Origin of the sequence: Myxococcus vastator, assembly GCF_010894475.1 — a bacterium.
Classification (GTDB): domain Bacteria; phylum Myxococcota; class Myxococcia; order Myxococcales; family Myxococcaceae; genus Myxococcus; species Myxococcus vastator.
On the sequence record NZ_JAAIYB010000002.1, the window covers coordinates 25,644 to 39,596 of the forward strand.

Sequence of the window (13,953 nt, forward strand, 5' to 3'; positions counted from 1 at the left end):
TTCCCCTGGGCGACGGCGTGTCGGAGGCGCGCAAGCAGGCGAGCATTCGCTCGAAGGGCGCGTTACACGAGGCAGGTGATTCGTAGCCTTACTTTCCGCCTCACGGCATAAACGCGTTGACTCTCCCGTTAGCGCGTGCCCAAGGTGTCCGGCGATTCGGCCAGTCAACAGATGCAGGTGTCGAAAGCATGAGTGAGAAGCGTTGGTCGGAGCGGTTCGAGGGCGCCATGGGCCGCCTGGCGGTGCGGAACCACCGGAAGCCCTTCCAGGCGCTGCTCCTGGCCCTGGTGCTCACCGTGCTCGGCGCGTACTTCGCCAGGACGCTGACGCTCAACGCGGACTTCGTGGGGCTGCTGCCGAAGAACTTCCCCAGCGTTCAGGACATCGAGAAGCTGCGCAAGCGCTTCGGTGGCCAGGGCAACGTGGTGGTGGTGGGGATGGGCGCGGACCCGGAGGTGCTCAAGCGCTTCGCGGACGACCTGGCGCCGAAGTTGGGGGCGCTGTCGGAGATTCGCTACGTCTCCCACCAGCGGCCCCGGGCCTTCTTCGACGAGCACTCGCTCTACTACGTGGACGTCGAGGACCTGGAGACCATCCAGGAGCGCATCGACGCGCGCATCCTCTGGGAGAAGCAGCAGGCCAACCCGCTCTTCGTCTCGCTGTTGGAGGAGGACCCGCCGTCGGTGGACTTCGCCGACATCGAGCAGAAATACACCGGCCGCGCCAACCAGCGCCTCTCCGGCCAGGGCGACCTCTATTACATCAACCCCACCGAGCGCATGGTGGTGCTGATGGCGAAGCCCCGGGGCAGCGCCGCGGACCTGAACTACTCGAAGACGGTCGTGACCCAGGTGGAGGACTTCCTGGCGCAGCAGGACCTGTCGAAGTACGGGCCCGGCTTCAAGACGGCCGTCACCGGCACCTTCAAGAAGAAGATTGATCAGCAGCGCGTCATCGTCAGCGACCTGGCGAGCGCGTCCACGCTGGCCATGGTGCTGCTGCTGGCGTACCTGGCCTTCCACTTCCGCAGCGCGCTGTCGGTGGGCCTCACCATGGCGCCGGTGATGGCGGGCCTGGGGTGGACGTACGGCTTCGTGGGGCTGGCCTACGGGCAGGTGAACCTCCTGACGGGCTTCCTGGCGGCGGTGCTGGGCGGCCTGGGCGTGGAGCACGGCATCCACCTGCTGGGGCGCTACACGACGCTGCGCTCGGAGGGGATGGACTCCGAGGAAGCGGTGGATGAGTCCTTCCGGCACACCGGCTTCTCCGCGCTCATCGCGGCGCTGGTGGCGGCGCTCACCTTCCTCAGCCTGGCCATGTCGGAGTTCAGGGCGTTCCGCGAGTTCGGCATCATCGCCGCGGTGGGCATGCTGGTGAGCATCTTCTCCTACGTGCTGCTGCTGCCCGCGCTGCTGGGGCTGGCCACGCGCTGGGGCTGGGCGCCGCGGGTGCAGCAAGCGGAGTCGGCCGGGCCGCTGAGCCTGCTGGCCCGCTGGCTGCCGCGCTCCTACCGGGGCGTGGGGCTCGTGGTAGGCGTGGGCGTGCTGGCGCTGGTGTCCCAGGCGCACCGCATCTCGTTCAACTACGACTCGCGCACGCTGGAGGACTACAAGCAGGCGTCGGCGGTGCTGGACCAGAAGGTGAACGACATCCTGGGCTACTCGCAGACGCCGGTGGTGGTGCTCACCGACTCGCAGGAGATGGAGCGCGAGGTGGTGCGCCAGCTGGAGGCGCGCAAGGCGGCGCGGGGCAAGGACTCCACCATCGACTTCGTGGGCGCGCTGGATGACCTGGTCCCCAAGCGGCAGGACGAGAAGCAGGCCATCCTGCAGGCCATCTCCACGAAGCTGGAGAAGCTGGACCCGGAGCGGCTGCCCGAGGACACGCGCATCACGCTGGCGCGCGCGCTGAACATGGCGAAGGCGAAGCCCTTCACCCAGGAGGCCCTGCCCACCAGCGTGCGGCACCAGTTCGAGAGCCTGGATGGCAGCACGGGCGGCGTGGTGCTGGTGTACGCCGGTGGCGTCAGCCTGTCGGACGGCGAGGGCACGCGGAAGTTCGCCAAGGAGGTGCGTGGCCTGCAGATGCCGGACGGCAGCCAGGTGTCGGCGGCGGGCGAGGCGCTCATCCTGGCGGACATCCTGGACATGGTGTCGCGCGAGGGGCCGCGCATCCTGGCGGCGGCGGTGCTGAGCGTGCTGGTGGCCATGTGGCTGACGCTGGGCAAGCTGCGCACCGCGCTCATCTGCATGTTGCCCACGCTGCTGTCCGTCATCGGCCTGGTGGGGCTGATGTCGCTGCTGGGGCTGCAGTTCAACTACCTCAACATCATGGTGCTGCCGGTGCTGGTGGGCACCACGGTGGACGCGGGCGTGCACCTGGTGCAGCGGCTGGGCGAGCGCGGCGCGGACTTCGTCTCCGTGTACGCGGAGACGGGCCGGGCGATTACGGGCGGCCTGCTGACGAGCGCCATCGGCTTCGTCGCGCTCATCCTGGCGAAGCACCCGGGCCTCAACTCCATCGGGGACCTGGCCAACCTGGGCTTCGGCATCAACCTGGTCATCGTGCTGCTGGGCTTCCCGTCGCTGCTGCTGATGGTGGAGCGCTGGCGCCGCAAGCACAGCACGTCTCCGGATGAGCAGACCGAGCAGCCCGCGCCGGAGGCGTGAAGGCAGACACCGTTGGCCCCGTGCGCCCGCGCTCGATATGACAGGGGGCCGGGCCGCGAAGGCCCTCAACCCTTCATCAAGGTGGCGTGATGAGCCGGATGCGGAGCGCGGGTCGCTGGTGGCTGCTGATGGGACTCCTCGGGGCCGCGACCCTGGCGGGGTGTCGTCACTCGGGCGAGCGCGAGGAGAAGGCGGGTGATACCCGCTGCCCGGAGTCACGCGAGCTCACCTGTCTGGGCGGGACGAACTGCACCATGGACCGCGAGCGCGGCTGCCAGACGTGCCAGTGCAGGAGCCAGAACGTGCTCGAGCCCACCGACTACCGGCGGCCGGAGGCGATGACGCCGGAGCGGCGTCAGTAGGTCGTCACAGTGGGCCGCCCGCGCGCGGGCCGTGTCAGCAGCCGAGCACGGGATAGTCCGCGGGGCGCAGGAGGAGGCGCCACGCGCTCCCTTCGCGGAAGAGCAGCCCGGTGACCGCCTGCCCCTTGAGCCCCACGCGGACCAGGTACTGCGTGTCGCCGCCGACTCGCAGCGAGGCGACGAGGTCCGTGCTGGCCTCGCCGTAGTCCGCGAAGCTGACAACGAGGGGCCGCCGGTCCACGTAGAGCAATGAGGCGGCGGGGGAGTCAGCTGGCGCGAAAGGTGTCGGGCCCGGGAAGCACTCCAGCCGGGTGAAGGGGCCCTGCCGCTCCTGGGTGCAGGTGTCCAGCGGGACGCGTGTGTTCTCGCTCTGGCCGTCGCGGCTGGACTCCAGCGTCACGTGCCCCTCGGGCGAGGTCCTCCACCGGTAGCCAGGGACGGGAAGGCCCTCGGGCGTGAAGGGGTCGGCGCCTTCGTCCACGGGACGCTCGAAGGTGTCAGAGGTCCACTGCCCGGGGACAGGGCGCTCCGGCGCCGTCCTGGGCGCGGGCAGGCTCACCGTGCCGGTGACGGTGCCCGCCAGGGCCACGAGGTGCTCACCGAGGTCCGGCGTCCCTTCCGCCTGTGTGTAGACGCCCACGGTGTGGCAGACCGGCGGCAGGCCCGCGTCCTCTTCGCCCGTGCACACGGCCTCCGTCCGCTGGAAGCGCGCCACCGCCAGGCCCCGCGTGCCGACGAGCGTCATGACCTGGAGCCGTGACGCCACGTCCTCCGGCGCCTGCTCGCCCAGGATGACGCGGGTGGTGCGGCCGGAGACCGCTTCAAGCTGATACGGCGCGGTCCACCGCTCCTCGGCGGCGGCCCCGAACGAGGCCAACGTGACTCCCAGCACCATGGCGTAGCGCATGACATCCTCCTGATGCTGGCTGGGATAGCAATGCGTGTACCAGGGCCTGGAGGCTCGGACTGCGGCCGGACAGCCACACCCTGGCGTCAGGCCGCCCGCCATGGCGCCCTTCGAGGGTGTGCCGCCGCGAACGCGCGAACGCGCGAATCCGCCGATTCGGCGCGAAGCCGCGCCCTCCCGAGTCGAGGAGCCGCCGGTTAGCACTGCTCCATGACGAATCGAGCGGCATGGACGCGCCGTGGGGCCCTGGCGCTGGCCGGGCTGGGACTGGCCGGTGCCGCGCTGCCCCTGGGCTGCAGACACGCGATGGACGCGACGAGGACGGACGACATGGAGCGCAAGGACGTGGTGGATGTGGTGGTGGTGGGTGGCGGCCCGGGTGGCTTGAGCGCGGCGCTGGCGCTGGGGCGTGGCCGCAAGAAGGTCCTGGTGTGCGACGCGGGGACGCCTCGGAACGCGGCGGCGGAGGAGGTGCACACCTACCTCACGCGGGATGGCATCCCGCCCCGGGAGTTCCGGCGCGTCGCCTGGGAGCAGCTGCGCCCCTATGACGTGGCGCTGCGCGAGGCGCGGGTGCTGAACGTCGAGCGCGCCGGGGCGGTATTCCGCGTGGCGCTCGAAGGGGGCGACGTGGTGGAGGCGCGCCGGGTGCTGCTGGCCACGGGGATGGTGGACGTGATGCGCGAGCTGCCCGGCTACGGCGACCTGTGGGGCAAGGCCATCTTCCAGTGCCCGTACTGCCACGGCTGGGAGATTCAGGACCGGGCCTGGGGCGTGCTGGCCGCGAGCGAGATGACGCTCGACTTCGCGGTGATGTTGACGGGGTGGACCCGCGACCTGGTGGTGTTCGCGCTGGACGGCTTCGAGGTGCCCGCCGACAAGCGCGCGCTGCTGGAGAAGGCGGGGGTCCGGCTCGAGACGCGGCGCATTCGTGGCCTCATCGCGGCCGGGGAGAAGCTGGAGGCGGTGGAGCTGGAGGATGGCACCCGGGTGCCTCGGGAGTTCCTCTTCGACCGTCCCGCTCAGCGGCAGTCTCCGCTGGTGCTGCGGCTGGGGCTGGAGCTGGACGAGGACGGCTTCGTGAAGCTGAAGGGGCCGGGCGAGACGTCGGTGCCGGGCATCTACGCGGCGGGGGACCTCGGCACCCGGATGCAGGCGGCCATCGCGGCGGCGTCCGCGGGGATGATGGCGGCGGGCATGGTGAACCATGAGCTGAACCTGGAACGGGCGGGCGCCGCGCATGGACCTGCTCAGGGTTGAGCCCGGGCGCTTCGCTCGCTACGAAGGGGCGATGCCGTCCGAGCCACAAGCGCCGTCCTGTGGGCCCGATTCGTCGTCGTCGCGCCTGGACTTCGAACAGGGGCGGCTGCCGATATGGGCGGGGCGCCTCCACGTCCACCACCGGGCCGGGCGCGCCACCTCCGTGCACGCCTACGCGGTCGTGATGCTGGTGACGCGAGGCGAGTCGAAGATGCGGCACGCGGGGGACCTGGTCGTCAGGGCGGGAGACGTCCACTTGATTCCGCCTGGGGACGCGCACGGGGCCGGTGGTTCGAACGCGGAAGGGTGGGGCGTGGCCTTCCATCCGGATGCCCTGGGCGAGGACGGCGGGGGCGCGAATCGCCTGGGGCCCTTGCTGCGGGTGCGCCAGGGCTGTCACCCCGTGCTGCGGCCCACGGTGCCGCAGCGCCGGCGGCTGGCGCGGTGGATGCGGCTGCTGTCGGAGGAGGTGGCGCGCGACGAGCCCGGGCATGAGGAGGCCGCGCGCTCCCTGCTGCGGCTGGTCCTCATCGAACTGGAGCGGATGACGGCACAGACGGGCGCGAGCGAGCCACCCTCCCTGGGCTTGAGCCGCAAGGCGCTCACGTACATCGAGACGCACTGCCTGGAGCCGCTGTCGCTCGCGCAGGTGGCGAAGGCGCTGGGGCGCTCCTCCGCGCACGTCGCGGGCGTGGTGCGGCAGGAGACGGGCCGCACGGTGGGCGAGTGGATTCTGGAGTGTCGGATGGCGGAGGCGCGGCGCCGCCTGCGTGGCACGGACGAGCGCGTGGACATCATCGCGGAGCGCGTGGGCTACGCGGACGTGACGCACTTCATCCGCCAGTTCCGCCGCGTCCACGGGGTGACGCCGGCCGCGTGGCGGCGCAAGGCGACGGCGGGGGCGCCATGAGCCGTCCCCGCCGAAAGTCACGGAGGGGGATGCCGGGACGTGCGGGGGTGAAGTAAGGGTTCTCCCTGGGCCCGGAGCCGAGGGAGAGCCATGAAGAAGGCGCTGGTCATCGTCGTTGGCGCAGCCGTGCTGCTGCTCGTGTTCATGTTCGTCGCCGGTGAGCAGCCGCCGGAGCAGCCGGGCGCCAGCGGGGGTGGACGCCAGTTGGACCTGTCGGGCTTCGACCCGGCGCGTGTCACCGGGCTGGAGCTCTCGGGCGTCCGCAGCGCCACGCTGCAGCGGGACGGCGCTGGGTGGACGGTCGCGGAGCCGGGCTCGCCGGAGAGCCGCTACCTGGCGGACGAGGCGATGGTGAAGGGCGCGCTGGAGGCCCTGTCCCGGGTGGCGGGCGCGAAGTTTGTCAGCGGAGAGGCCGACCGGCTGAACGACTTCTGGCTGAATGACGCGCGTGGGCTGAAGGTCCGCATCCTCCAGGAGGACCGCCCTCCGCTGGCGCTGGTGCTGGGGAAGGATGGGGCGTCGAACGGTGGAACCTACGTGCGCAAGGCAGCCAACGCGGACGTCTTCGAGCACCCCACGCGGCTGGGCTGGTTGTGGCGCCGGCGCGTCATGGACTGGCGTGACGCGCGGTTGGTGCGCGGGGCGCCCGAGGACTTCACGCAGCTGGTGTTTCGTGTCGGGGATGATGCGCCGGTGACGGTGACGTCGAGTGGCGCGGCGGGCGGCTGGCGGCTCGCGGAGGGGACGCAGGTGCCGGAGGGCTTCCGGTTCAGCGCGCGCGGGGTCGAGCAGGTCGTGCGGGACTTGTTGGAGGTCGAGGCGCAGGACGTGCTCGCGGGGGAGGCCGCCGCGGAGGCGAAGGCCGCGCTCGCCCAGGCGCATGACACGGTGGAGGCGCGCCTGAAGAGTGGGAAGACGGTGGTGCTGCGGCTGGGCCGCGCGGCGGAGGCCCGGGACACCGTCTTCGTCCAGTTGGAGGGAGATGCGCGGGTGTACGAGGTGTCCGCGGTGTCGGCGGCGCAGATGCGCAAGCGGCTGGTGGACTTCCGTGACCTGCGCCTGCTGCGGTTCGCGTTGGAGAAGGTGAACCAGGTGCGCATCCAGACCGGTGACACGACGGTGGTGGTGGCGAAGGAAGCGCAGGGCTGGGTGCTGCGTGAGCCACAGTCGCCGCCGGAGTCCTTCCGGTTCGACGCGTCACAGGTGGAGGCGCGGCTCGTCTGGCTCCAACAGCTCGAGGCCTCGCGCCTCGTCGATGGAGCGGTGCAGGACGCGCAGGCGGGCCTGTCTCCGCCCGTGGCCTCCGTGGAGGTGCGCGAGGAGGGCGGCGCCGTGCAGACGCTGTGGATCGGGAATGAGGTTCCGGACGCGCCGGCGGGTTCCCAGGAGGTGTATGCCCGCGGCTCGCGTGATGGCTTCACCTATGCCGTGGAGGACAGAGCGCGCGCCTGGGTGGCGCGGGGCCTCGCGCTCTTCAGTGGGCCGTAGCGTCTGCGCGAGTTGCTAGAGCTCGCTCAGAATCCGTCCGTGCCCATCGATGGCATAGGTCGCGCCCGCATCCATGATGGGGGCGGCGAGCTCGATTCCGCATCGGGAAAGCCTGGGCAGGAAGCTGACGAAGTAGAGCTGGTCGTCCTGCTTCAATACCGTCACGTCGTAGGTGCTCCGCTGTGACAGGCACCGTGCCAGTTCCTCGGTGCGGGCCTCCGCCTTGGCGTCCGGGGGAAGGAAGTCGTTCATCGCGACTTCGAGTGCCGCCATCGCTGGGCCATCCAGGTGCGTTCCCTGCTCCATGGAGTCGGGGAACGTCACCTTCGCTGCCTCCTCCGCGGGGGCTCGCTCGGCCTTGGGGAGCTTGTAGTAGCCAAACCGGGCGCAGCCGTGCAGCAGGCTTGAGCAGGCAAGGAGCGCGACCAGCGGGAACGTTTTCATGAGGTGATTCCCATCATTCGACGTGCCAGCCCATGCCTTCAAACATCCGGATGTTGCCTCTATCGTCGTACACGTGGCCAATGGGGACCCATTGGCCGTCACGGAGTGCAGCAACAATCCGCGTCGCGTAGTTGAAGCTGTACGCGGTACAGGGGGCGTCGCCTCGCTTATGGAAGACGTAGAGCTCGCGCTGAAGCACTCGGCCTGAGCGCGGGGACACGGCACGGGTGGGATGCCAGTTGCCACTCAGGTCCGCGGCGGAGAAGCGGGGATTGTGTGGATGCGTGTGGTCGCCGCCCGTGATGATGGCATTCACGCGTTCCGGGTCGTTGAGGAGCTCGGGCATCGAGCAGGTCTTTGCCTCGCGAGTGTCCGCCCGGTCTCTGAAGTCGGAGAGGTAGCTCAAGTAGAACGCATCCTCGTCAGGTGCGTAGTAGTTGAGCGCGCAGTATTCGGAGCCTGCGGGGCCTGCCGAAGCGCCACCCTGTCGGGTCATGAGCTCGCAGCCTGTGGCGGCGAGTTCCTCTGTCGTCTTGAACGGCCCGGCAAGGGGACCGTCAACCTGGAGCCGACCGTTCTCCAGCCGCCTGACCCGAACGTTGGGGTTGGTTCCGCACCCCAGTGCGCCTGTCGAAAGGGCCAGCACGACAGTCCATGCCACCGTCGCGGATAGGGGACCCTGGGGTGTCATCTGTGGCCTACGCCGCCCGCTCGGACGTCCGAGCCCGCCACGCGGCGACGAAGTCCGCGAGCCCATTCAGCTGCCGGTCATTCAGCGTGGACTGCCACCGCGCCTGCCGCAGCTCGCGGTACGCGGCCGGGGCCTCCCAGCCACGCGCCACCATCACCGCCAGCCCCACCAGCGGGCCCCGGCCCACGCCGTGCTCACAGTGGGTATACAGCGTGCCGCCCTGCTCCAGCCGGGGCAGGGCCCACTCCACGCCCCGCATCACCTGCTCCACCGACGGCGGATAGCGGTCCGTCACCGGCAGATTCAGCAGCTCGATGCCCAGCGCCTTCAGCGCCTCCGCGTCGTCACAGCGCTCACCCCGCACGTCAATCACCGCGGTGATGCCACGCGCCTTCAGCTCCGCGTACCGCGAGCGAGGCACCGCGCCACCCACGTACAGCCAGTCATTCACCCGCGACACGTTCAGCCCGCGCCCCGGCAGCTTCGTGGTCCACTCCACGCAGCGCGCCACCGAGCGCAGCACCTGCTTGCGCACCCAGCCGCGCACACCCGGCACGTGGTGCACTTCCCGCAGCAGCGCAAGGCTCACAGGTCGCCCTCGAGCGTCACTTCCATCAGCCCCGTCACCGGCGCCTTGCCCTCGCGCTCCAGCACCGCCCGGTGCAGGTACGTCACCGGCGAGCCCACCACCGTGCGCACCAGCCCGCCCAGCACCGCGCCCAGCTCCTCCACCGGCGCGCTGCGCTGCAGCAGCGACGTGGAGCGCAGCACCATGGCGGAGGCGCCGTCCGCGAACAGCTCCACCTTCCACGAGCTCCGCTCCTTCACGCCTTCCCGCGCCAGCGTGAAGTGCTCCAGCGAGCGGGCCTTGGCGCCTTCCTCCCACGCGTACACGGGGCCGTATTCACCGTCCTGCCCCTCACGCGCCAGCAGCACCAGCTTCTCGCCGCCGCGCAGCGCCCGGAAGCGCACCCACCGCTTCGCCAGCTTCGCCGGAGCGATGGTGGAGCGCGTGTGGTCCGCGTACCCGCCACCCGTGTAGACGACGTCCTCGCCCTTGGGCCGCCTCACCGTCGCCTTCAACGCGCTGAAGGCCAGCGTCACCTCGTGGTGGTAGCGGTCCTTGCCCACCTCCACCGCCGTGCCTTCCTGGCCCTGGGGCGTCATGGGCGCGGCGTACTCCAGCAGCACCCGTCCGCCCTCCAGCGGCACCTCCACGCGCGTGGCCCCTTCGGCGGAGCGGGCCGAGCACGGCCCCATCTTCAGCGTCGACGTCTTGGCGTCATGGCTCCAGTCGCGCGCCTTGACCTTCGCCTGCGCGGACCAGGCCTTCTGTCCCGGCGTGAGCACCGTGGTCCGGCACAGGCCGATGCGCGAGCCGGGACCAATGTTCGTCACCGTCAACTGCACGAAGATGAAGGCGCCGCCGTCCAGGTCGCCGATGAAGGTGAAGTTCTCCCCGTAGTTGTCACTGGGGGACACCTTCGGCTCCAGCACCGCGCCCGCCGCCGCCACCGAGGGCAGCACGAGCGCGGTGGCCACCGCCAGGCCCTTCAGCACCTGGAAGCGCCCTTCAGGCCGCATGGGGGCGCTGCTCCATGAGCGGGTCCTCGGCGGCCGTCGTCTCATTGTTGAAGACGTAGTCACGCTGCAGCGGCAGGTTCCACGCGAAGTACACCACGCCGCGCACCAGCCACCACCCCAGCGCGTAGGCCAGCTGCGGGTGCAGCGTCAGCAGCGCCACGCCGCCCGCGTTGAGCAGCGCGCTGGTGCCACTCACCACCGAGTAGCGCGCCAGCTGCCGCGCCACCGCGCCGGTGCTCTTGAAGGTGAGCACCCGGTTGATGGAGTAGTTCACCACCGCGCCCAGGCCGCAGCCCAGCACCGTGGCCCAGGCGGGCAGCATGCCCACCCACTCCACCAACGCCAGCACCAGCGCGAAGTCCACCGCGGTGGCCAGCGCGCCCGCCACGGCGTTGAGGCCGATGATGGCCTTGCCAGAGCGCGCCTCCTGCCGCTGGGGCGCCAGCGCCTTCACCAGGTTGCGGAAGCGGGAGAGCGCCGTGACGTTGCTCATGACGGCGACGAACACCAGCCCCACCACCGCCAGCCAGTGCATGGGGTGCTTCTCCTCGGGCCAGAAGACGGCCTCCAGGATGGGCGACAGCGCCGTGCCCGCGCCCATGAAGAGCACCCGCTCCAGCCGCTGCATGGCGCCGTCGCGCACGTTGACGCCCAGGCCCTCACCCTTGGCGCGCACATAGGGCACCAGCGAGGAGCCGAGCAGCGCCATCAGCGCGGGCAGCAGCACCCAGGTGTCCCGGTAGTACCAGGCCAGACCCATGAGCATCGCCGAGTCCACGTACCGGTCCAGCACCGAGTCCAGCGCCGCGCCCGCGGGGTTGGCCTCCTTGCGCGTGCGGGCGATGCGCCCGTCCATGACGTCCAGGATGCCCGCGAACAGGAAGAGCCAGCCGCCCAGCGCGAAGCGGCCCGCCGCCACCGCCACGCCGGACGACACGCCCAGCAGGCCCGACAGCATGGACAGCGCGTTGGCCGGCAGGCCCGAGCGCAGAATCACCGCCCACAGCGGCTGGATGATCCAGAAGAAGTAGTGCCGCAGGAAGAAGCCCACCAGCACGGTGCTGCCGCGCTTGAGCGTCTCTTCGTCGCGGGGGATGCCCTTGAAGGCGCAGCGGATACAGAAGACGAGCAGCCCACCCAGGAAGTAGGTGCAGGCGACGATGGCCGGAGCCAGCGCCGTCCAGATGCGGGCGGACGGAGACATGTTTCCGGTCAACCACGCCATCAGGTTCTCAAGCACGGGTGTCTCCTCTTGTAGTCAACGACACGGCCCAGGGTGCGGAGGCCGTCACGCGGGCGTAGACGCTTTCGACCGCCAGAAATGCAACCGCCGCCACACCCAGGCCCGCGAGCACGTCCAGGATGTAGTGGTGCGTCAGGTATACGGCGGAGAAGGCGACGAGCAACGCGAACAGCCCGGTGGCGATGCGCCAGGCCCAGCCGCGCGACCACACGAACATCATCACCAGGAACGGGTACGCCGCGTGCAGGGAAGGCATGGCCCCGAACACGTTGGTGCTGCGCGAGTAGAAGCCCGCAAAATAACGGATCCCCAGCAGCGCGTCGAAGCGGGCCGTGCCCGCGGGGTTGGGGGCCGCGGCCAGGTCGGCCGGTCCCGGCCCGTACTGGAGCACGTACCAGGGCGGCGCCGCGGGGTAGAGCACGTAGATGACGACGCCTATCGCGTTCGCCGCCAGGAAGCCCCAGCACAGCCGTTCGAAGAGCGAGTCCTTCTTCACGAAGAAGAAGAGGGCCAGGATGAAGACCTCGTACAGGTACGCCGCGTAGGCGAAGCCGCACAGCAGGTCCAAGGCCGGGGTGAAGCGCGTGGCCCACCAGTCGGGCCAGTGGGTGCCGCCGGGCGCCGGGAACCACTGGCGCTCCAGCTCCCACAGGTCGCCCGTGTGGATGGGGCCCCGCAGGAACAGCCAGAGGCCCTGGCTGTCCAGCAGCATCCCGGTTAGCCACAACGCGAGCCCACCGCGGAGGAAGCGCTGAAGGCGGGGGCCCGCCCAGGCCACCCCCAGAATCAGCGCGTCCGCCGCGACGTGGTCCCACCGCAGCCGGCCGGTGGCGTACACCAGCGCCAGGTGGCTCAACCCCAGGACGGTGGAGAGCCACGTGAGCGCGGTGACCCTATTTGGAGAGCGGGAGGTCATCTCCGTAATAGTCGAGCCCGAGGTGGGTGATGGGGTCCTCGCCCGCGACGACGCGCAGCGTGTTCTTCAGCTTGGTGAGCTGGATGAAGAGGTCGTGCTCCACCGGCAGGCCCGGCTGCGCCATGGGGCTCTTGAAGTAGAAGGACATCCACTCCTGGATGCCGCGCCACTCCAGCCGCTTGGCCAGGTCCAGGAACAGCGCGATGTCCAGCACCAGCGGGGCCGCCAGGATGGAGTCGCGGCAGAGGAAGTTGACCTTGATCTGCATCGGGTAGCCGAGCCACCCGGTGATGTCGATGTTGTCCCAACCCTCCTTCGCGTCGCCGCGGGGCGGGTAGTAGTGGATGGACACCTTGTGCGCGTACTTCTTGTACAGCTCCGGGTACAGGTCGGGCTGCAGGATGGTGTCCAGCACGCTCGACTTGGTGACTTCCTTGGCCTTGAAGGCCGCGGGGTCGTCCAGCACCTCGCCGTCGCGGTTGCCCAGGATGTTGGTGGAGAACCAGCCGTCCAGACCCAGCATGCGGGCCTTGAGCGCGGGCGCGATGACCGTCTTCATCATCGTCTGGCCGCTCTTGAGGTCACGGCCAGCGACGGCCACCGCCTCCTGCTTGGCCAGCTCCTGGAGCGCCGGCGTGTCCACGCTGGCGTTGGGCGTGGCGTTCGCGAAGGGCACGCCCTCCTTGATGGCCGCGTAGGTGTAGAGCGCGGTGGGGTTGATGTCCGGGCTGTTCTCGTCCAGCGCCTTCTCGAAGGCGGCCAGCGTCTTGAAGGACTCGGGCAGCGGACGGAAGGTCTCCACGCTGCTGCACACCACCATCACGGCGCGCGTCGCGTTGAGCTCCTTCTTGAAGTCGCGGATGTCCTGGCGCAGCGCCTCGATGCTCTCGCGGTGCGTCTTGGTGGCCTTGATGTGGTTGGCTTCGATGCGGCGGACGAACTCCGCGTCGTGCACGCCCTGCTTCGGCTTGATGCCCTGGAGGAACGGCTTCACCTCCTCCAGGTGCTTGTCGCTGAGCACGCCCGAGCGCACGGCCACTTCGTACGCGTCCTCACGGATGATGTCCCAGGCGCCGAAGGCGATGTCCTTCAGCTCCGCCAGGGGAACCAGCTCGTTGAGCTTCACGGTGCGCCCGTCGGTGCGCTTCCCCAGGCGGGCCGTGCCCATCTGCGTGAGCGACCCAATGGGGTGACCCTTGCCCTGCCGCGCCAGCTCGACACCCGCCATCAGCGTGGTGGACACAGCGCCCAGACCCGGAATCAAGACCGCGAGCTTGCCGTCCGGCTTCGCGACCGACCTCTTGTTTTCCATCGTGATGTTCCTTCGTTAGACGTATTCGAGTCGGCCGTATGCGGGTCGGTACGATACCGGTCGTGCATGCGGAAAATCTCGAAAGCGGATGGTTGATACTCTAAAGCGTTCGTCACTTCAACGTCATGAGCGTGGCGGCTCTTACCACCCGAAGGCGCCGCACTCAT

Annotated in this window: 13 protein-coding genes; 5 read left to right on the forward strand and 8 right to left on the reverse strand. The window is 69.8% G+C overall.

Annotated elements, in window-relative coordinates; translation table 11 throughout:
• Positions 1-188 precede the first annotated feature (188 nt).
• Both G4D87_RS00400 and G4D87_RS00405 read left to right on the forward strand, forming a co-directional pair.
• On the forward strand, positions 189-2,669 hold the full coding sequence (locus tag G4D87_RS00400; RefSeq protein WP_163777125.1) for an efflux RND transporter permease subunit: 2,481 nt from the start codon (positions 189-191) through the stop codon (positions 2,667-2,669).
• A gap of 89 nt (positions 2,670-2,758) precedes the next feature.
• Positions 2,759-3,031, forward strand: coding sequence for a hypothetical protein (locus tag G4D87_RS00405; protein WP_163777127.1), 273 nt, complete (start codon positions 2,759-2,761; stop codon positions 3,029-3,031).
• Positions 3,032-3,065: 34 nt separating this feature from the next.
• Here G4D87_RS00405 and G4D87_RS00410 read toward each other — a convergent pair whose 3' ends face one another.
• Entirely contained in the window at positions 3,066-3,938 is an 873-nt protein-coding gene (locus tag G4D87_RS00410; protein ID WP_163777129.1) for a hypothetical protein, read from the reverse strand.
• A gap of 210 nt (positions 3,939-4,148) precedes the next feature.
• On the opposite strand from G4D87_RS00410, the gene G4D87_RS00415 reads away from it, so the two are divergent.
• The 3 genes from G4D87_RS00415 to G4D87_RS39885 all read left to right on the forward strand — a co-directional run bounded on the left by G4D87_RS00415 (position 4,149) and on the right by G4D87_RS39885 (position 7,596).
• Positions 4,149-5,198, forward strand: a complete 1,050-nt coding sequence (locus G4D87_RS00415) for an NAD(P)/FAD-dependent oxidoreductase (RefSeq protein ID WP_163777131.1) — start codon at positions 4,149-4,151, stop codon at positions 5,196-5,198.
• Positions 5,179-6,108, forward strand: coding sequence for a helix-turn-helix domain-containing protein (locus G4D87_RS00420; RefSeq protein ID WP_163777133.1), 930 nt, complete (start codon positions 5,179-5,181; stop codon positions 6,106-6,108). Before G4D87_RS00415 ends, G4D87_RS00420 begins: the two co-directional genes overlap by 20 nt.
• A 90-nt stretch (positions 6,109-6,198) precedes the next feature.
• Complete coding sequence (locus tag G4D87_RS39885) at positions 6,199-7,596, forward strand: DUF4340 domain-containing protein (RefSeq protein WP_163777135.1); 1,398 nt, start codon at positions 6,199-6,201, stop codon at positions 7,594-7,596.
• A gap of 15 nt (positions 7,597-7,611) precedes the next feature.
• Here G4D87_RS39885 and G4D87_RS00430 read toward each other — a convergent pair whose 3' ends face one another.
• Genes G4D87_RS00430 through G4D87_RS00460 form a run of 7 tightly spaced genes read right to left on the reverse strand, consistent with a single transcriptional unit; the run spans position 7,612 to position 13,786 of the window.
• Entirely contained in the window at positions 7,612-8,040 is a 429-nt protein-coding gene (locus G4D87_RS00430; RefSeq protein WP_163777137.1) for a hypothetical protein, read from the reverse strand.
• Positions 8,041-8,053: 13 nt separating this feature from the next.
• Positions 8,054-8,686: a hypothetical protein gene (locus G4D87_RS00435; protein ID WP_240357893.1), complete on the reverse strand. Its 633-nt coding sequence runs from the start codon at positions 8,684-8,686 to the stop codon at positions 8,054-8,056.
• Positions 8,687-8,738: 52 nt separating this feature from the next.
• Positions 8,739-9,320, reverse strand: a complete 582-nt coding sequence (locus G4D87_RS00440) for a protein-tyrosine phosphatase family protein (protein ID WP_163777142.1) — start codon at positions 9,318-9,320, stop codon at positions 8,739-8,741.
• Positions 9,317-10,315: a hypothetical protein gene (locus G4D87_RS00445; RefSeq protein ID WP_163777144.1), complete on the reverse strand. Its 999-nt coding sequence runs from the start codon at positions 10,313-10,315 to the stop codon at positions 9,317-9,319. Before G4D87_RS00445 ends, G4D87_RS00440 begins: the two co-directional genes overlap by 4 nt.
• Entirely contained in the window at positions 10,305-11,555 is a 1,251-nt protein-coding gene (locus tag G4D87_RS00450; RefSeq protein WP_163777146.1) for a GtrA family protein, read from the reverse strand. The genes G4D87_RS00445 and G4D87_RS00450 overlap by 11 nt, the downstream gene beginning before the upstream one ends.
• Entirely contained in the window at positions 11,548-12,474 is a 927-nt protein-coding gene (locus G4D87_RS00455; protein ID WP_163777148.1) for a phosphatase PAP2 family protein, read from the reverse strand. The genes G4D87_RS00450 and G4D87_RS00455 overlap by 8 nt, the downstream gene beginning before the upstream one ends.
• The gene (locus G4D87_RS00460) at positions 12,452-13,786 is read right to left on the reverse strand and encodes an inositol-3-phosphate synthase (RefSeq protein WP_163777149.1); all 1,335 of its coding nucleotides are present in this window, start codon (positions 13,784-13,786) and stop codon (positions 12,452-12,454) included. Before G4D87_RS00460 ends, G4D87_RS00455 begins: the two co-directional genes overlap by 23 nt.
• Positions 13,787-13,953 lie beyond the last annotated feature (167 nt).